20 protein-coding genes and 1 riboswitch are annotated in these 18662 nt (G+C 29.3%); of the genes, 10 read left to right on the top strand and 10 right to left on the bottom strand.

Annotated features, from left to right (window positions below; genetic code table 11):
* Positions 1 to 28: 28 nt before the first annotated feature.
* Together AANAER_RS06660 and AANAER_RS06655 are read right to left on the bottom strand one after the other, a co-directional pair.
* Complete coding sequence (locus AANAER_RS06660) at positions 29 to 610, bottom strand: NAD(P)H-dependent oxidoreductase (RefSeq protein ID WP_129083003.1); 582 nt, start codon at positions 608 to 610, stop codon at positions 29 to 31.
* A 19-nt stretch (positions 611 to 629) separates the two neighbouring features.
* Positions 630 to 1535 (bottom strand): DMT family transporter, encoded by a 906-nt coding sequence (locus AANAER_RS06655; protein ID WP_129083004.1) that lies wholly within the window; start codon positions 1533 to 1535, stop codon positions 630 to 632.
* A gap of 131 nt (positions 1536 to 1666) precedes the next feature.
* Between AANAER_RS06655 and AANAER_RS06650 the strand changes: the two genes are divergently transcribed.
* From AANAER_RS06650 to AANAER_RS06640, 3 genes are all read left to right on the top strand, one after another.
* The gene (locus AANAER_RS06650) at positions 1667 to 2041 is read left to right on the top strand and encodes a winged helix-turn-helix transcriptional regulator (RefSeq protein WP_129083005.1); all 375 of its coding nucleotides are present in this window, start codon (positions 1667 to 1669) and stop codon (positions 2039 to 2041) included.
* The gene (locus AANAER_RS06645) at positions 2041 to 2940 is read left to right on the top strand and encodes an AEC family transporter (RefSeq protein WP_129083006.1); all 900 of its coding nucleotides are present in this window, start codon (positions 2041 to 2043) and stop codon (positions 2938 to 2940) included. Before AANAER_RS06650 ends, AANAER_RS06645 begins: the two co-directional genes overlap by 1 nt.
* 88 nt (positions 2941 to 3028) lie before the next feature.
* Positions 3029 to 3766, top strand: a complete 738-nt coding sequence (locus AANAER_RS06640; RefSeq protein WP_129083007.1) for a thioredoxin fold domain-containing protein — start codon at positions 3029 to 3031, stop codon at positions 3764 to 3766.
* Between the two features lie 14 nt (positions 3767 to 3780).
* Here the strand turns inward: AANAER_RS06640 and AANAER_RS06635 are convergent, their stop codons facing one another.
* The 3 genes from AANAER_RS06635 to AANAER_RS06625 all read right to left on the bottom strand — a co-directional run bounded on the left by AANAER_RS06635 (position 3781) and on the right by AANAER_RS06625 (position 8417).
* Positions 3781 to 4620 carry an aldo/keto reductase family protein gene (locus AANAER_RS06635; RefSeq protein WP_228711184.1) on the bottom strand — a complete coding sequence of 280 codons (840 nt, stop codon included), beginning with the start codon at positions 4618 to 4620 and terminating at the stop codon, positions 3781 to 3783.
* Between the two features lie 69 nt (positions 4621 to 4689).
* The gene (locus AANAER_RS06630; RefSeq protein ID WP_129083008.1) at positions 4690 to 6303 is read right to left on the bottom strand and encodes a SpoIIE family protein phosphatase; all 1614 of its coding nucleotides are present in this window, start codon (positions 6301 to 6303) and stop codon (positions 4690 to 4692) included.
* 152 nt (positions 6304 to 6455) lie between these two features.
* A complete protein-coding gene (locus AANAER_RS06625; RefSeq protein ID WP_228714777.1) occupies positions 6456 to 8417 on the bottom strand; it encodes a HAMP domain-containing methyl-accepting chemotaxis protein in 1962 nt (653 codons plus the stop codon).
* 266 nt (positions 8418 to 8683) lie between these two features.
* Positions 8684 to 8828: riboswitch (FMN riboswitch) on the top strand.
* 97 nt (positions 8829 to 8925) lie between these two features.
* Here AANAER_RS06625 and ribB point away from each other — a divergent pair.
* A complete protein-coding gene (gene ribB, locus AANAER_RS06620; RefSeq protein ID WP_129083053.1) occupies positions 8926 to 9561 on the top strand; it encodes a 3,4-dihydroxy-2-butanone-4-phosphate synthase in 636 nt (211 codons plus the stop codon).
* 26 nt (positions 9562 to 9587) lie between these two features.
* On the opposite strand, the gene AANAER_RS06615 is transcribed toward ribB, so the two are convergent.
* Positions 9588 to 9932, bottom strand: a complete 345-nt coding sequence (locus AANAER_RS06615) for a zinc ribbon domain-containing protein YjdM (RefSeq protein ID WP_129083054.1) — start codon at positions 9930 to 9932, stop codon at positions 9588 to 9590.
* Between the two features lie 139 nt (positions 9933 to 10071).
* Between AANAER_RS06615 and AANAER_RS06610 the strand changes: the two genes are divergently transcribed.
* The 3 genes from AANAER_RS06610 to AANAER_RS06600 all read left to right on the top strand — a co-directional run bounded on the left by AANAER_RS06610 (position 10072) and on the right by AANAER_RS06600 (position 12509).
* The gene (locus AANAER_RS06610; protein WP_044415046.1) at positions 10072 to 10491 is read left to right on the top strand and encodes a DoxX family protein; all 420 of its coding nucleotides are present in this window, start codon (positions 10072 to 10074) and stop codon (positions 10489 to 10491) included.
* 72 nt (positions 10492 to 10563) lie between these two features.
* Positions 10564 to 11571, top strand: a complete 1008-nt coding sequence (locus AANAER_RS06605; RefSeq protein ID WP_129083055.1) for a nucleoside hydrolase — start codon at positions 10564 to 10566, stop codon at positions 11569 to 11571.
* Complete coding sequence (locus tag AANAER_RS06600) at positions 11568 to 12509, top strand: DUF2608 domain-containing protein (protein ID WP_129083056.1); 942 nt, start codon at positions 11568 to 11570, stop codon at positions 12507 to 12509. Before AANAER_RS06605 ends, AANAER_RS06600 begins: the two co-directional genes overlap by 4 nt.
* Before the next feature lie 39 nt (positions 12510 to 12548).
* On the opposite strand, the gene AANAER_RS14975 is transcribed toward AANAER_RS06600, so the two are convergent.
* The 4 genes from AANAER_RS14975 to AANAER_RS06580 form a co-directional block, all read right to left on the bottom strand.
* Positions 12549 to 13568, bottom strand: a complete 1020-nt coding sequence (locus AANAER_RS14975) for a GNAT family N-acetyltransferase (protein ID WP_129083057.1) — start codon at positions 13566 to 13568, stop codon at positions 12549 to 12551.
* Positions 13558 to 14082 (bottom strand): YbhB/YbcL family Raf kinase inhibitor-like protein, encoded by a 525-nt coding sequence (locus AANAER_RS06590; protein WP_129083058.1) that lies wholly within the window; start codon positions 14080 to 14082, stop codon positions 13558 to 13560. The genes AANAER_RS14975 and AANAER_RS06590 overlap by 11 nt, the downstream gene beginning before the upstream one ends.
* A gap of 134 nt (positions 14083 to 14216) precedes the next feature.
* On the bottom strand, positions 14217 to 14915 hold the full coding sequence (locus AANAER_RS06585) for an MOSC domain-containing protein (RefSeq protein WP_129083059.1): 699 nt from the start codon (positions 14913 to 14915) through the stop codon (positions 14217 to 14219).
* Positions 14916 to 14921: 6 nt separating this feature from the next.
* Positions 14922 to 15374, bottom strand: a complete 453-nt coding sequence (locus AANAER_RS06580) for a carboxymuconolactone decarboxylase family protein (protein WP_129083060.1) — start codon at positions 15372 to 15374, stop codon at positions 14922 to 14924.
* A gap of 96 nt (positions 15375 to 15470) precedes the next feature.
* On the opposite strand from AANAER_RS06580, the gene pdxR reads away from it, so the two are divergent.
* From pdxR to msrA, 3 genes are all read left to right on the top strand, one after another.
* On the top strand, positions 15471 to 16841 hold the full coding sequence (gene pdxR, locus AANAER_RS06575; protein WP_129083061.1) for a MocR-like pyridoxine biosynthesis transcription factor PdxR: 1371 nt from the start codon (positions 15471 to 15473) through the stop codon (positions 16839 to 16841).
* 16 nt (positions 16842 to 16857) lie between these two features.
* A complete protein-coding gene (locus AANAER_RS06570) occupies positions 16858 to 17364 on the top strand; it encodes a hypothetical protein (RefSeq protein WP_129083062.1) in 507 nt (168 codons plus the stop codon).
* Between the two features lie 92 nt (positions 17365 to 17456).
* Positions 17457 to 18653 carry a peptide-methionine (S)-S-oxide reductase MsrA gene (gene msrA / locus AANAER_RS06565; protein WP_129083063.1) on the top strand — a complete coding sequence of 399 codons (1197 nt, stop codon included), beginning with the start codon at positions 17457 to 17459 and terminating at the stop codon, positions 18651 to 18653.
* Positions 18654 to 18662: the final 9 nt, after the last annotated feature.

The raw sequence follows: 18662 nt of genomic DNA, 5'->3' as shown, positions 1-18662 counted from the left end.
AATCTTATAATTTTAAATCAAAATAACTTTATAAAAAATTTTTACTTAATACCGATTCGAATTTTTTCAACTCAGAATCTAAATCCAAATCCCCTTTGAAAATATCATGAACAGAATAAGTTTCCAAAGGTTTTAGTCCACAAAATTGAAATATTTTATGAGTAGCAATATTTGCTTCATCTAAACTCAAACCGTCGAAAAATCCATCTTTGGCACTAAACTCACTTGTAGGACAGTTGTAAGTTAAAGATAACATATATTTTTTACCTTTTAATAAGCCTCCGCTTCCATATCTTTTAGAAGCATCATTTCTACTTCTTCCGTCGCTTTCATAATGAACTCCTTGAGTAAAAGATTCATCAAAATATTTTTTTGTTATCCAAGGTACGCCCATCCAGTAAACCGGATATTGTAATAATACATAATCAGCCCATTGAAACTTTTCACACTCTTCTTTTACATCATACCCTTTTTCAATATGAGTATATTTAACTTCAAAACCGTTTTTTGAAAAAAACTCTTTCGCTTTTTCAATAATATGTCCCGTCAACTCACCGTTTGCAGGACCTTTATAATATTGATGTCCATTTAAAATCAAAACTTTTTTCATAATAACCTCCATATAAAATTTAAATTACCTGAGCTTTTTTTCTTAAACCTCTTTTCGAGTTAAAAAGCACGACGGCAACAAAAGCTAAAACACACCCGACTACGGTCGATAATACAATATTTTCATTATAGATAAACCAACTTGAAACAATAGCACCTACAGGAACAATAAACATAAAAACCCCTGTTTGATGAGCTCCTATTTTGCTTGCAGATATAAAAAATAAAGCTGTGCTAAAAGTACCAGCCAAGACTCCTATAAAAAGAATATTCCACCAAAAAACACTATCAAACTTACTAATTTCAAAAGGGTGGTAAGGCAGAGCAAAAAACATATTAGTTAAACCTGTAATCCCAAATACAATCAAAGTATAAAACATTGGGTCAACTCTTTTTGAAGCCTTTTGAGCAATTATAGTTACAACCGACCATACAACGGCACACTCTAAAAAATATGAACTGTTAAGATTTAAAAAACCTAAACCTTCAAAAGGAATTTTTAGAAGAATTACTGCTGCGAAGATACCTATACTTAAAGCTATAACCTGTTTTGTATTTACCTTTGTTCTAAAAACCGTAATTGACAGAAGATAAGTTAAAATAGGAGAAATTGCTGTTACCATTGTTCCTCCGTAACCGGCTTCACCATGAGATAAACCTGCAAAAAACAGATAATTAAAAAGTGAAATTAGAAGACCTGCAATTATCATATACAAAGCTCCTATTTTATCTGTTTTAAGAGGAGTTTTCATATACCAAATTACAGGAATAATAGTTATAAAAGAGATTGCATATCGCCAAAATGCTGCCACCTCGGCATTAGAATGTTCTGCAGTTGCTTTACCTGAAGGCCATGCTACGCCCCAAATGAGCATTGCAACAATCATTCCTATAAAATATATTGTTTTATCATCTTTTTTTTTCATAAAATTCCTTAATTTTTGCGATATGCATTGGAAATTATATTTCATGTAAACTTAAAATACCCTTACTTTACTTTAGGTAAGTAATGAAGATTTATTATCTTTATGGTATAATAAAAAAATGGAGTATTATTATGTATATTATAAATAACAAAGAGTATAAATGCTCGGTTGCAGTCACCTTGGATATTTTTAATGACAGATGGAAATTATCTATTATCTGGCACTTATTAGATGGCAACAAAAGATTTAAAGAGTTACACGAAATAATCAGTGAAATAACCCAGAAAACTTTAACGGTCAAATTAAAAGAGCTTGAAGAAAAAAATATCATTAACAGAGAAGTATTCCCTGAGGTTCCGCCTAAAGTCGTTTATTCTCTAACAGAAGTTGGAGAAAAACTAAGACCCGTATTAGAAGAGATGTATAATTGGGGAATTTTATACAGTTCAACTCACGGGAAAGTAACAGATGAAAATTCATGTGATGTAGATTTAAGTAAAAAGTGATGGAAAATTTTGTATTAATTTTATTGTGTATCGTTATTGGTTATGGCATAAACAGACTGCAAATCTTTTCAAAAGATGCAGCTATAACACTAAATCAGTTTGCCATTAATATTTCTCTTCCGGCTATGATTCTTTTGCAAATACCGAAACTTCATTTCTCTATTGAAGCTTTAATTCCGGCAATCATTGCTTGGGGTGTTATGACAGTATCAGCTCTTTTAATCCTATATTTGTCAAAAATTTTTGAGTTTAGTAAAGAAGTTACGGGTTCTCTTATGCTTGTTGCAGTTTTAACAAACTCATCTTTTCAAGGTATCCCCGTAATAAATGCATATTTAGGAGACAGTGCCTTACCTTATGTTTTAATTTACGATCAGTTAGGAACTTTTATTGCTTTAGCTATTTACGGAACTTTTATTGCTTCTTTTTATTCTAAAAAAAGCGAGCTTAGTTTTAGAATAATTATTTATAAAGTATTAACTTTCCCTCCTTTTTTATCTTTGGTTATCGCCCTTTTTCTAATGGGTGTTGAATTTAATGAAACAGTAACTGAAGTTTTAAAAGATTTAGCCGCAACTATTGTTCCGATAGCTCTTGTTGCAGTTGGATTACAGCTTAAGTTTAAACTTCCAAGAGAAGAGATAAAACCTTTTAGCGTGGCATTAATAGTAAAACTTCTGCTTGCACCTTTAATTGCTTTTATAATTGCTAAAATCTTTAATTGGAATAGTGAAGCTTCGGTAGTTTCAATACTAGAAGCAGGTATGTCACCTATGATTACGGCAGGAGCAATTGCTTCAATGGCAGGCTTAGCTCCAAGATTAAGTTCTGCAATTGTGGGTTACGGAATTTTGATTTCATTTATTACGACATATTTTATTTATATCTTAATAGGATAATAAAAAATAATACTACTATAATGAAAACTTCACGATTTCTAAACACAAACATAGTATTATTTTACAAACTTTATTAATAGGAACAGGAATGTTAAAACTTTTAAAAACAGTCTTTATTGCATTAGCAGTAATCAGTGTTGCAAATGCAGCTACACCTTTATCAAAGGAACAAACAAAAAATCTAGAGTCTTTGGATCTTTTTAAAAAAGCTCAAATAAAAGTAAATAGAGCTTTTGATGCGGGAGATGTATATCTTTTAAATATTACAGTACAAAATAACCCGCATAAAATCTATCTTACAAAAAATAAAAAATTTTTAATTCAAGGAGAAATGGTTGATACAGCTACAGGTATGCCTCTTATGATACCTGATATGCCGGTTGATTTAAAAAGCACTTTAGGAAAAGAGGTTTTTACTTTTGGAAAAGGTAAAGATGAATATGTACTGTTTACGGATCCTGAATGCCCGTATTGTAAAAAATTTGAATCATATTTTGATAAAATTGAAGATAAAGTAAAAATGAGAGTATTCTTTTACCCTTTACCGTTTCATAAAAATGCAAAAGATATTTCATTATATATAATGAGTAAAAAAGGATATGAAGCTTCAAAAGAGGCAATGACGGAAACAACAAAAGATACCCCGGCTTTTAAAAATAGAAAATATAAAGCAGGAGAACTGGAAAAACTTCAAAAGAAACTTGATGAACAAATGGCACTTGCATCTAAACTCTCAGTTGCAGGAACACCTACAGTTTTCGACAAAGAAGGGAATAAAGTTTCATGGGTAAAAATACTTCAAAAATATGGAGTTGATTTAGAATAGATTGTTTTTACAATCTATTCTAGTAATTTATCGATTTTCTCTAATTCATTATCTTCTAAAGAAAATTCTGCAATTTTTAAATCATCTTTCATATGTTCTAAAGATGTTGTCCCGTTTAGGGGGATTATTTTTCTTTGATTTAAATACTTATAAAAAATCAAAGCTTCACTTCTTTTATATTTTAAAGAGAGTTTATTTACGACTGTACTTGCAAGAATATGTGGATTTGCGGTTAAAGACCAAAAACTTTCATATATAATTCCTCTTTCAGTACACCATTGTCTAAGTTGTTTATCATAAGAAGTTTGTGCAAAAAATCTATTTTGTAAAATAGAAGGTTTTATTTCTACTTTTTCATATAAATATTTCAAAACATCCAAATCATAACAATTGCTAATCCCCAACTGCCCTACTTCTGTGTTTTCACAAAAACTGCTCATTACTTCCCAAGCTTTTAATAGTTTGCTTCCGGGAAAAATAGGAGAGTGTAAAATATATGAGTCTATAAAATCAGTTTTTAGATTTTTTTTCGAGATTTCAAAAGATTTTTCAATTTGCACTTCCAAAGAATCATTAAGCAAATAAGGCATATTATTTCTATCCTGCCCGTCTATTGGAGTAAATTTTGTTTGAAGATATATCTCTTCTTTTTTTACTCCTTTTTCAAAAGCTTTTAACAAGCCCTGCCCTACTAAGTTTTCTTGATAATGTTTTGGTTGACAAGCAGTATCAATTCCCTTAAATCCACTTAATAAAGCTTGTTCTACAAATAATGCCGTTTTTTCTTTTTTCCAAGCTGTTCCATAAATCATATTAGGAACTTTTATATTTCTATTTGATAAAAAATATTCCATTTATATACCTATCTTTTTTACTATATTAAAGAAATAGTCCTAAAATTGAGCTTTATAGATATTTTTAAATTAATTCTTTTTAATTCTTAATCCAACAAAAGAGATATCATCGTTTTGTTCATAAGATTTCCTATAGTTTTTCAAAGCTCTTAACAAATGTTCTTTTTGTTCTTGAAGTTTTTTACCCCAACACTTTTTCAAAATATTAAGTGTTCTCATTTTTCCAAACGGAATTAATTTATTTCCTCCAATTTGATCCGTAAAGCCGTCACTGTATATATAAAGAATAGTATCTTTTTCTATATTTATGGTATGTTGGGTAAATTCATAATTTTCATCGCTGTTTTTATAACCTACAGAGTGCCTATCTCCTTTGATTCTCTTTATTTGTCCGTCAATAAAAAGAACAATATCATTTCTTGCACCGGAAAATTTTAGAATATTTTTCGCTCTGTTATAATAAACTATCTGTCCGTCAAAACCTACATTTGATTTAGAATTTTTTGATGTTTGTTCTAAAAGATGTTTTATTTCATAATTAAATCGTTTAAGAATTAAAGAGGTATCAAGAGCTTCTGTATTATCAAGTTCTATCTCTTTTAATATCTGCCTTTGTAAAGCTATTACTATCATTGTTACAAAAGCACCGGGTACTCCGTGACTTGTGCAATCTATATCCATAAGCAAACATTCATCTTCATTTATTTTTTCAAATAAAATTATATCTCCGCCTACCTTTTCTCTTTGATTTAATAAAATAAAATAATCATCAAAAAAATCTTTTACTCTCTCTTCTTTACAGTTAAAAGTCTGTTGAATTATAGCTGCGAAATCTATTGATTTTGTTATTTGTTCATTTGCTTCTTTTAACTCTTTAGTTCTTTGGTTAACCTTTTTTTCAAGTTGCGTATTTAGTTCAAATAACTCTAAATGCAGTTTTTCTATAGATTTAATATTTTTATTTATGCTTTTAGCCATAAGACCGAATTCATCTTTTGAATTTAAAATAATAGGCTCTGCAAAATCTTTTTTTCTATTTAAAAATGCAAAAAAATTCAGTAAACCGCTTTTTAATTGTTCTAAAGCATAAATAATCGAATTGCCTATTAAAGTTCCCATTGCAATAAGAAATATAAAAGCAAGAAATGAGACAACGATAACAAAGATTTTAAGATATTCTATTTCAGTGTTAGCTTGACTATTCTGCCCTCTTCTAAAATTTGTTACAAGACTGTCTATTTCTCTTGCATTTGTTACCATATCCGATTCTTCATTTAAAAGCTTGTTTTCTAATACAATAGAACCTTCATATTTTTTTATATATATTAAAAATTTCTCTCTATATTTTTGCATGGATTCTTTGATATTAGCAAGGGCTTCAAGATTTTGGGGATTTTTAAATTTTTTTGAAAGTTCATCAATAACTTTCATACTTTCATCATAATAGATTTCATGATTATTCAGACTAACTTCATCATGCCTTAACATAAAATTCTTTTCTTGTATTCTCATATTATGGAATCTTCTGTCTAAACGGCTTAAATCTTCTGCTTTGGTAATTCTGTCAACAGAGGAATTTAATTCAAAGATTGTAGGAATAGAGACTAAAAAAACCGAAAAAACTCCTAATAAAACGATTAGAAGAATTTTTGTTTTTACTTTCAAATTATTTAAAACTTTCAAGGGTCACCTCCCTTTTATCCATATTTTAGAATATAATAAAATAATATATAAAGACAACTTATGTGAAGATTAATATTTTAAATTGAATATTTTTTTTATAAAGCAGTTTTGTATTTAACCATAAGCATTTTGCTTATGGTTTTAATTTTAGACTAAAAACTTTCCCAGACTTCCTTATCAGAACTTGTAAGTTTTTTTTCTGCGATTTTTGTCACTTTTTTTGAAGAAGGAGAAGAAGGAGTTTTTTTATCATTATTTCTGTTTTTCTCACCTCTAATTTCGCTGGCTTTTACGCTATTTTTCCCTTCAAACTCTTTTTCATTTGCACTTGAAACTACCATTTTTGAGATTTCATCTGTTTGTATTGCAACTTCATGAGTTTGGGAAGCTATTGCTGCATTTTGCTGAGTTTGCTGGTCAAGCTGGGTAACGGCATCATTTATCTGTTCTATTCCTGTTTGCTGCTCTTTACTTGCCATCTCTACATCTGATATTATCTCTATTGTTTTTGATATATTATCATTTAAGCCGTTATACCCTTTTATCATCTTATCTGCTATACTTTTTCCGCTATTTGCTTTTGTTGTTGCTGTTTCTACCAAATCTTTTATCTCTTTTGCAGCTTCTGCACTTCTTGCTGCTAGATTTCTTACTTCTTGGGCTACTACTGCAAAACCTTTCCCTGCTTCTCCTGCCGTTGCTGCTTCTACTGCTGCATTTAGTGAAAGTATATTTGTTTGGAAAGCTATTTGATCTATTACTGTTATTGCTTCATTAATTGAGTTTACTTGTTCATTTATCTCATCCATTGAAACTGTTGTTTCTTGAGCTAATTTCTCTCCTTCTTTTGCGGACTGGGTTAATTCATTTGCATAATTTCCCATTTTAACTACATTATCCGTATTACTTACAATATTCGAGGTTATCTCTTCTAAGGCTGCTGCTGTCTCTTCTAGGGCTGCTGCTGCTTCATTTGAGTTTGTATTTAAAATTTCAACATTTTCAAGTAAGATATCCGAACTTTTATCTAAGGTTAATCCGTTTTGTTTATTTTCCACAAGCATTTGGGTAATTGATGTTTGTAAAGTATTTATTCCTATAACAAATTTTTCAAGAACTCCGCCTTTTTCATCATTCTCTCTCATTTTTAAAGTTTTTCTATAATCAAGTTTTGCATACAATGCAAGAACATCTTCTAATTCTTGAAATCTTTCTCTTGTTGATTTTATCATCTCATTTACACCGTTTTTAAACTCATCTAAAGACTCATTTGATGTGTGCTTTTCTATAAATTGTGAATACCATCCGTTTTTCACTCTTTGCATTACTACTTTTGCATCTGCAATTACTTCATTATCTTCATCTATTACTTTTTTTGTTTTTACGATATTTTCATTTATTACCTTAGCCATTTGTCCAAATTCATCTTGTGAGTTTAAATTTATAGCTTTTACGGAAGAACTCTCTTTATTTAGAAAAGAAAAAAAGCTTAGAAGCCCTGCTTTAACCTCTTCCAATGATTTGATTATTGAAGAAACAATTAAACCGGCAAAAAAACTTAACAGTATCAAAGCCAGTAAACCTATGCTGATTATAAATGTTTTTAAAGAATCTATATCTTCATTTGCCTCTTTGCTTTGGGCTCTTCTAAAATCAGTTACCAAACTACTTACTTTTCTTGCATTTGTAACCATGTTTGTCTCTTCATTTGTCAAATCATATTTAGATACTATTGAATCTTTATGATTTGAAACATATAAAGCAAACTCTTTTCTATAATACTCTATATGAGATTTTATTTCTGAAATCATTTCAATATTTTTAGGATTTTTGAACCTGTTTGACAGCTGGTTAATTATTTTTATGCTCTCTTCATAAAGCTCTTTATGTTTTTGCAAACTTTGAGCATCTTTTCTTAACATAAAGTTTTTTTCTTGTCTTCTCATATCGGCAAATCTTCTATCTAAACGACTCAGTTCATCTGCTTTATCTAATCTATCCACGGTAGAATTTAATTCCAAGATAGTAGGTATTACCACAACAACCAAACCGATAATACCTAACAAAACAATTAAAAATATCTTGGTTCTCATTTTTAAATTCTGAATTGACATAAATAGTCTCCCTCCTTTTTTGTATGAAACCTCTTAAAAATTATTTTCATTTTTTTATAGAAGCCTAATAATTTCAAAGTTATTATATAAAAGTTATTTTTATATAATAAGTTCGTTTTTATAGACTATCCATAAATTATGAAATTGGGATTATAGCACTATAAATGTTAATAAATATTTATAATGATAATTATTTCTATATTAATAATACTTATAGAAATATGTTTTTTATCATTTTAAGCGAATTTTAGTTATTATTTCATAAATTTATTTCTTGGGGCAAGGTGAAATTCCTTACTGGTGGTAACTATATCAATAGAAGTCCACGAGCGCTTTATATTATATAAAGGTCAAGCAGATTTGGTGAGAATCCAAAACCAACAGTTAAAGTCTGGATGAAAAAGAATATAAAAGTTTTACTACTCATTTATTATATAAACGTCTAGTTTGTATTACTTACGTATTAGCCCTGATTCAATAAGTTACTTCAAAATATAAAGGTAAAATAATGAATCAAAAAATCTTAAATTGGGATTTTAAAGTAAAAGTCCAAGATGCTCTAAATGCGCTTCAAAACGGACTTGGTGTAGTTGTTACTGATGATAAAAACAGAGAAGATGAAGCAGATGTTATTTTCTATGCAAATACAATTACAAAAGAGCAGATGGCACTTTTAATTAGAGAATGCAGCGGAATAGTTTGTTTATGTTTAACCTCACAAAAAGTTAAAGAGTTAAATCTTCCTATGATGGTGCAAGAGAATAATTCAAAATATCAAACTCCGTTTACAGTAACAATTGAAGCAAAAGAGAATGTAACAACAGGTGTTTCAGCCCAAGACAGAGTTACTACAATCAAAGCAGCATTAAAAAAAGACGGAAAAAATCATATAGTATCACCAGGACACGTTTTTCCTCTTAATGCAAGAGATGATGGAGTATTCGAAAGACAAGGACATACAGAAGCAAGTGTTGATTTAATGAAATTAGCAAAATTAGAACCTGTTGCTGTTTTATGTGAACTAACAAATGAAGATGGAACAATGACAAAAGGTGAAGATATTAAAAAGTTTGCAAAAAAATTTAATATGCCTATTTTAAGTGTAAATGACATAATAAATTATAGAAGATATATAGAAGAGTAAAAGTAGAGATAAAAATCTCTACTTTTTTATGATTTTTTAACAAACTCTTGTTTTAGTTTAATAGCACCTACACCGGGAATTTTACAGTCAATATTATGACCGTCATTTCCGTCAACAAGTCTTATACCTTTGATTTTAGTTCCAACTTTGATTCCAGAAGAGCTTCCTTTTACTTTTAAATCTTTGATAACAGTTACACTGTCACCGTCACTTAAAACTGTACCGTTTGCATCTTTTACGATTAAACCTTCTTCTTCAACTTCAACTGCATCTTTTGACCACTCATGTGCACACTCAGGACATACATATAAACTTCCGTCCTCATAAGTATATTCACTTCCACATTTTGGACAATTTGGTAATTGACTCATTAACTTCCTTTAAAAAAATTTATGCAATTGTAGAATATTAATCAAATATTGTCAAACGCCCTATTTTAATAATTAATAATGATTTTCAAAGTATAAATGAAGTATGATAATTATTAAATAGATTTAAAGGAGAAATAGTATGAGGTCGTTAGAAAATTTTCTAGCTAGAGTTTTAAGTGATGATATGGGAAAACTGATTCTAAGATTTATGCTTGGGTTTTTAATGATATTTCACGGTTACAAAAAACTTATTTTTGGAATAGATGGAATAAAATCATTAGTTGTAAGTAACGGTTTGCCCGAATTTTTTGCATATGGAGTATATTTAGGAGAGTTAATTCTTCCTATTTTTATAATAATCGGATTATATACTAGAATCAGCAGTTTTATTTATGCCTTTACAATGTTTTTTGCAATTTATTTGGTTCACTCTTCTCATCTTTTAGGTTTAAGTGCAAAAACAGGAGGTCTTCTTATTGAAACACCTCTTTTATTTATGTTAGGAGCTCTTGCACTTATGTTCTTAGGAGCAGGGAAATTTAGTATAGACAAAAGATAAGATTTTTACTATGTAACGGAAACTGTGACACCTTTGTGCTAATATCTAATTAAATAAAATAAAGGTTATATTATGAAAAATAGTATAAAAAAAGTTATTATTGATTCGGATATGGGTTGGGATGATGTTTTATCAATCTGCTATTTATTGAAAAACCCATCTATACAAATAGTCGGTATCATGGTTACCGGTTGCGGAGAAACAAATCTTCGATGGGGTTCGATTATCGCAAAAACTCTTATGGAACTTGTAGAAAAAACAGAAGTAAAAGTCTGTATTGGAGCCAAAAACCCAACAAAATTTGAGCACAAATTTCCACAATCTTTTAAAGATGATATGAATGATATTATGGGTTTACTTGGAAGTTTAAATCCTAAAAAAACAATTGAATTTGACAAAAGAGAAGCTTGGGACTTTTTATATGATATTTTAGAAGAGAGTTCGGAAAAAGTTACAATATTATCTCTTGGGGGTTTTACTAATATTGCAAAAATGTTAGAAAAACATCCAAAAGCAAAAATTGAAAATATTGAACAAATTTATGCAATGGCAGGTGCGGTTTTTGTTGATGGAAATGTTGCTCTTTTAAACAATGCACAAGAGCAGTGGAATCAAGGAGATATTTATAGTACGAATTACAGCGCTGAATGGAATATTTTTATTGATCCTCTTGCCGCAAAAAAAGTTTTTGCCTCAACTATACCTCTTACCTTAATTCCTTTAGATGCTTGTAATTATGTGGTTTTAAATGCCGATTATATAGATACTATTACGGCAACCGACCCTATTGCAATAATTGTAAGAAACATCTTTTTGAAAAAAACGGGAGATTATGACGAAGGGATTCCCGTACCTATTTTTGATCCTCTTGCTACAATGATTATGGCAGGAGATTTAAAAAATTATCAGTTTCATAAAGAGTATCTGGATGTAAATATTGAAGATACAAAAATAAACAATCATTGCGGAAAAACATATATAGTTCCAAAAGGCTCAAGAAAAATCAAAATTGTCCAAGGGGTTTCACAATTGGAATTTTCAAAACAGTTTGCAAAAATAATTAATAAAGGATTAGTATGAAAAAATTAAGTTTCCTTCTTTTTACTCTTTTTTTACCTCTTTTTATCTATGCTGATGCTTACAAATCAGAGGTAGCAAGTTTTTTAGAACTTGAAAAAATAGTTAATAAAATCAATAAACCGACATCTACACTTGTTGTTATGGATGATGATGACACTTTGACTATGATGCAGTGTAATAAATCAAAAGGTGATGAATCTTGTCAATATTTAGGTGGTCCTGCATGGTATGACTGGCAAGATGAGTTATTAGAAAATTATCTAAATAATAAAAAAGATTCAAAATACAGAGTTGCAGATTCCCAAGAGGAGTTATTAAAAATATCCACTTTATTATTTAGTTTAAATAATATGCCTTATACAGATAAAAATATTCCAAATATTCTTACTAATCTCTCTAAAAAAGGAGTAAGACTTCTTGTCGAAACAGCAAGAGGGAGTGATAATTTAAGTGCAACCACTGCACAATTTAGCAATTTAACCACAAAAAACGGAACTTTTATTCAACTTATAGAGAATAATTCCCTTAAATACGGCAAAAACAGTCTATCAAGTTTGGCGAGTCCTTTTTTACCTTGTAATCTTGAAAAATCAAGAGCTGTATCATACCAAAGAGGAGTTATGTACCTTTCAGGACAAAATAAAGGAGTAATGCTGAAATGTATGTTATCAACCTATAAAAACAGCCCTTCTTATAAAAAGATAGATAATATAGTTTTTATTGATGATACCTTAGGAAATGTTATAAATGTTTATGATGCTTTTAAAGATGATAAAGAGTATAAAGTGCATGCTTTTCACTATACAGCTTTTGACAAACATAAAAATGCTTTGACACAAGGAGATAAAAAAGAGATTTATCAAGAACAGGCATATAAACGCTGGTTAGAGATAGAAAAGGTTATAAAATCAAATCTTTTAGACTCAACACTTAAATAAAAAAGCCAAATTTTTTTGGCTTAACTTTTTAGAAAAATATTATTTGCAAATATGAGATTTATACTTCATTGGCTGAAATTTTAGCTGCAAATATTGTTTTTCCTCTTCACAAATTTCAAAGCCCAAAGCCTCATAAACTTTTATTGCATACAAAGAAGCATTTACAATCATATCTGACACCTCAAGATTAGTTTTCACACTCTGCCAAAGTTTATTTGCGATACCTAGTTTATGGTATTTTTTATCAACAAAGAGATGATAAAGATGGTTTTTGTTTTTTATAGCAATAAAACCTAAAATTATATTATCTTTTGTATAAACAAAATGTTGATATTCATTACTTAAAATTCTTTGCTCAAAGCTTTTTACCGATAATTCATTTTCAAACCATTTTGGAAGTTTTTCCTCAAACAAAAAAGGAGTTAAGCTTTTTGTTAATAAAGATAATTTTTCTGAATCACTTACTTTTGCTTTTCTTACAAACTCATCCAAAAGTGGAAGCTTATTTACCATCTGCTCATAACTTCTGTTTTTTTGTAAAGTTTCAACCACTGTTTCCAAAGGTTTTGAGTAAATTGTTGCCAGATCAAATTCATCTTCTTTTAATTCAAAAGCCAGTTTTTCAAAAGGTGGAGTAAAAGCAGCTTCAACGCCTTTTTTATTTCCTCTAGCATCTATTTTATACCAGCCGAAATCTTTTAAATAAACGGCATTTAAACCGTGAAGACAATAAATATTATCTTTATATTCACCACAAGATAATCTTTGATAACAAAATCCTGTCGGGATTTTATTTGCTCTTAAAAGTGCTGCTAGAAGATGAGATTTTGCGTAACACCAACCTGTTTTATATTTTAAAACATCACTTGCCTTAAGAGTTGTAATTTCATCTTTATAATCTCCGCTGTGATGTATCTCATTAAGTACATACTCAAAACAGTTTTTAGCTATCTCTTTATCACTATTACAATTTTGCGATAAATTTTTTGCCTGACTTTGAAGGGAAGAATCAGAAAAATTTATAATTTCTGACTCTTCTAAATAACTTTTATCTACCATAATAAGATATAATCGAAGCTTTTGCCAAAGTGTGGGCATTTAGCATAAAACCTACATGAGCTGCATTTGCATTTTTATCTAATCCCAAACTATCTATATCAAGAGCATAAACAGTAAAAATATATCTGTGAGGTTTATCTCCTATTGGAGGACAAGCTCCGCCAAAGCCTGTTTTACCGTAATCGGTAATACTTTGTATAATGGTTTTATCTTCACTGTTTCCAAAACCTTTTTTTAAACTCATTTTATCTTTAGGAATATCAAAAACTACCCAATGCCACCATCCTGAACCTGTAGGAGCATCCGGATCATAAACCGTAAGAGCAAAAGATTTTGTTCCTTTAGGAGCATTTTCCCAAGAAAGTTTTGGAGAGATATTATCTCCTTTACATCCAAAGCCGTTAAAAACCTGTTCCTTTGATAATTGACCTTGAATATCACTGCTTGTTAGAGTGAAACCTTCACCGAATAATAATCCTATAGTACAAAAAAAAGTAAAACATAATTTTTTCATCTTCTCTCCTGTTGAAATTTTTGTTTACTTTATCATATTTGTTTTTAATTCTTCTACTGACTTTTCAAATCTTTTAAAGCCTTTTTCTACAATTTTTTATTGCATTTTTCATTTAACAAACTCAACTTTTTCCCTTACGTATGATAAACCTCAAACTGTTTATCTTTTTGTTTTACTTTGTATCTTTTTTCCAAAGACTCTTTAAAAGGTTTTCCTAAAAAAGGTGAAATTATCGCTTTTTTTGTAAGTTTTTCATCATAATTCGGGTTTGCCATTAGTTTATTTAAAATTTTGATTGTCAACTGTTCTTCTTCTCTTTTTATAAACTTCATTTCATCACCTTTTGAGATAGTCCCCTCTTTTAAGACTTTTGCATACCAACCTGTATATCCGCTGTCAAAAATAAACTTTGTCATCTCTTTTTTATTTGTATTTGCACTTAGTTTCCAACAGGGTTGTCTTGGCTGGGTTATTTGAATCAGGCTTTGTCCTATTTCATAAATATCTCCTATACAAATATCCTCTTCACAAACATTTGAAAGGATTAAATTTTCTCCAAAATGTGCTGTTTCATCTATTTTAAAATCAGTATTACACTCTTTGTTTATTCTTTCATATGTTTTTTTTGAAAACAAAAACAGAGCTTTGTTTTCTCCGCCGTGATGTTTTAAATCTGCTTGTTCATCCTCTTTAAATCCTGTTTTTGTCAAAAAGGCTTTTGGCACAGGAACTTTTTTTATTCCTGATACAAGCTCTTTTCTTTTGTTATTTACTAAAGGTGTTTTTGTAACTTTTCCAACCTTTACATAAAGCACTTCAGCCATCTTCTTCATAAAATACTATTCCTTCACTATATATCTACTTGATATTGCCAATCTATTCCAACTATTTATCACAATAGCCAGCCATTCAACTGCAACTATTTCATCTTTTGTCAAAGTTTCTATTGCTTCTTCATAGACTTCTTTTGGTACTTGCTTTTCACTTATTGTCGTAATCTCTTCAACTAAAGCTAAACAAGCTCTCTCTTTTGATGAAAAATACTCTGTCTCTTCCCATGCAGGTATTACGCTGATTCTTTCAATAGTTTCACCGCAGGATAAAGCATCTTTTGTGTGTAACCTTACACAATAGGCACATTTGTTTATCTGAGAAGCTCTTAATTTAAGAAGATGAAAAAAGCCCTCTTCTATTTTGGCATCTAAAATTAACTTTTTTAACTCCTCTTCCATACTAGATAATTTTTCATACATTGAAAAAACTTCTTTTTTTAAATTAATTCTATGTGTCATCATATCTCCTTACAGATTTAAGTTTCAGAAAAGTATAATATCAACAAACTGTACTTTATACAAGATACAATTTTTATATTTTTTAAAAGGTCAGTTATGTATAAACTGGAAAAATCTTCAACTCCTTTATATATTCAATTATATGAACAAATAAAAGAAGATATAAAAAACAAAAATCTAACAGGTAAAAAACTTCTGTCTATTAGAAAAATGTGCCAAGAATACAAGCTTAGTAAAACAACTGTTGAATCAGCATATAACCAACTCTATGCAGAAGGTTATATAGAGAGTCATCCTCAAAAAGGATATTTTGTAAGTGAAGATATATATAAAGAGTTTAAAAAACAAAAATCAAATATAAAAAATAAAGAGAATCCCGATAAAAAATATAAATATAACTTCTTTCCTGCGCAATACAGTGATGATGTTTTTCCCAAAAAACTTTGGAGTAAACTACATAATAAAATAATCTCTTCAAGCAACTTTGGAATTTATCCAAATAAACAAGGAGATTTAGGTTTTCGTAAACAAATAGCCAAATATCTTGAAAGTTCAAGAGCCGTATCTTGTACGGAAGAGCAAATAGTCGTATGCAGCGGTTTTTCCGATTCTATGTTTATTATTGCAAATATATTAAAAGAGTTTACAAATACTATAGGAATAGAAGAGCCTGGTTATAAAGTAGTTCAAAAAGTGTTTCAACAAGTAGGATATAAGATAAAACCTATTTCAATTACATCCCAAGGAGTAGATTTAAAACAGTTAGAAAGAAGTAAAAGTAAACTTATTTATGTAACTCCTTCTCACCAATATCCAACAGGAGTTACGATCCCTATTTCAAACCGTATAAAACTAATAAACTGGGCAATAAAAAATAACTCTTATATAATAGAAGATGATTATGACAGTGAATTAAGTTATTATAACAGACCTGTTCCCTCTTTACAAGGAATAAACAATAATCAAAAAGTGATATATACAGGTACTTTTTCAAAAGCTTTATCTCCTGCACTTAGAGTTAGTTATATTGTACTTCCAAAAGAGTTGTTAAAAGTATACAAAGAGATATTTGATTTTTCATTTTCGGGCGTTCCTATTGATATTCAAAAAACTCTGGAACTATTTATCAAAGAAGGCTTTTGGGATAAACATATAAGAAAAATGAGAACCTTAAATAAAAAGAAACATGAACTTATGAAAAAAGCTATTCAAACTTATCTAAAAGAGAGCGTTAAAATAGTAAGAGAAGGAAGCGGTTTAGCTATATTAATCAAACCTACCGTTAAAATAGATATGAATATGCTTCAAAATCTTTTAGAAGAGAATCTAATAAAAATATATCCCGTTCACTTTGATTCTAGTTTAAAAGACGAAGTGATAAATATCGGGTTTGGATGTTTTAAAGAGGAGGAGATAACTCCTGCTATAGTATCTTTTTCAAAAATTTGGTATAAAGCTGTTTTATAGTTAAAAAAGGAACAATATGAAAAACAACTATATAATATCAATATTATTAATAACTCTTTCTATATTATTAACGATATTAGTTCCCGGAGGACCTGTTGAAACAAGAGATTTTTCCCATTATAGTGTGGAGATTTTAAGTTTATTTAATATTTTTCTTACTGCTTTGGGAATTGTAAGTTTTGTTGTCGCTTTTTTAGTAATAAAGAAAAAAAGCTATTCTTTATTAATGAGTAAAATCATAGCACTACTTTATATTCTAGTCTATTTTCTTGATCTATTTAAAATTTTCCCGACAAGTAAAACAGATATGCCCATAGCACTTTTTATTATAGAAATAGTAAGTATTTTGCTGGCAACTGTTTTATTCTATTTTTGCAGCAAAAAAAACGCTATAAAAAGTAAAAACAAAGAGAGCCTTACTTTTGAATTTTCAGTTTATAAACTCTTAATTGTTTTTTTTATTTTGCTATTTGCGACAGCTATTATTATATTTGCTACAAATGCTGCAATGGGGCAAGGATGAGTTTTTTTAAGAGTTTGTTTTTAAAAATTAATATTTACCTTCTCTACACATTGAAATATTATAATACAAATAAAGAATTTTAAGGATTTATTATGATAGCTGAAATTGTATTTGCAGCGGGCTGCTTTTGGGGAGTTGAAAAACATTTTGAAAATTTAAACGGTGTCGTAGATGTAAAATCAGGATATGTGGGAGGAAATTATGCAAATCCCACATATGAAAAGGTTTTAAAATACAGAAAGCTTCCTCAAAACAACAATTTAAATATTATAAATTACACAGAAGGTGTTCTTGTAAAATTTGATACAAGCAAAACAAATGCAGACAAACTTATAAAGTCTTTTTGGCAAATACATGACCCAACGCAATTAAATCGTCAAGGCAATGATGTAGGGAACAACTACAGAAGTGCTATCTTTTATACAAATGAAAATCAAAAAAATATAGCTTATTCTACAAAAGCTAAATATCAAACCCTTTTAGAAGAACATGGATTCGGCAAAATCGTAACTCAAATCAAACCTTTGCAAAAATTTTACGAAGCTGAGAATTATCATCAAGACTATTTAGAAAAAAATCCAAACGGTTATTGTCCGAATCATGCAACAGGCGTAAAGTTTGAGAAAAAGAAACAACTTACAAAAGATTTTATCACACCTTTAAAAGGCAAAGAGATTCTTGTTATAAAAGCTGAAGGATTTTGCCCTTATTGTGAGAAGTTTGAAAAAGAGGTAAGTTCAAATTACAAAGGGACAATTCCACTTAGAACAGTTTTAGAAAAACAGCTAAAAGATTTTGATATAAAAACAAAACTTGATGTAACGCCTATTATACTTTTTATTGAAAATGGCAAAGAGATTTTCAGTCATAAAGGATATCTAAATGAAAAAGAGTTTTATGAACAATTAGGAGCCTTTAAACTTGGGGAAAATACAGAAAGCTATAATGTAGCTTTTAATAAAAATACCGATTCAAGATTTTGCAAACAGTATGATATTTTTAAAAATACTCCTGATGGTGTTTTTATTGATAAAGTCTCAGGAGATATACTTTTTGATACAAAAGACAGATTTAATTCAAAAACAGGCTGGCTTAGTTTTTACAAAGCTGTTGACGGCGCAACAATAGAAAAACCTGATTATAGTTACGGAATGAACAGAGTTGAAGTTATTGCTAAAAAAAGCGGAATTCATCTAGGTCATGTTTTTGATGAATTCGGGCATAGAAGATTTTGTATAAATGCTACTGTTTTAGAATTTGTACCAAGAGATAAGATAGATAATAAATAAGTTATAAAG

This window comes from Halarcobacter anaerophilus, from assembly GCF_006459125.1.
GTDB lineage: Bacteria > Campylobacterota > Campylobacteria > Campylobacterales > Arcobacteraceae > Halarcobacter > Halarcobacter anaerophilus.
This window is presented reverse-complemented; position numbering and strand designations above follow the sequence as displayed.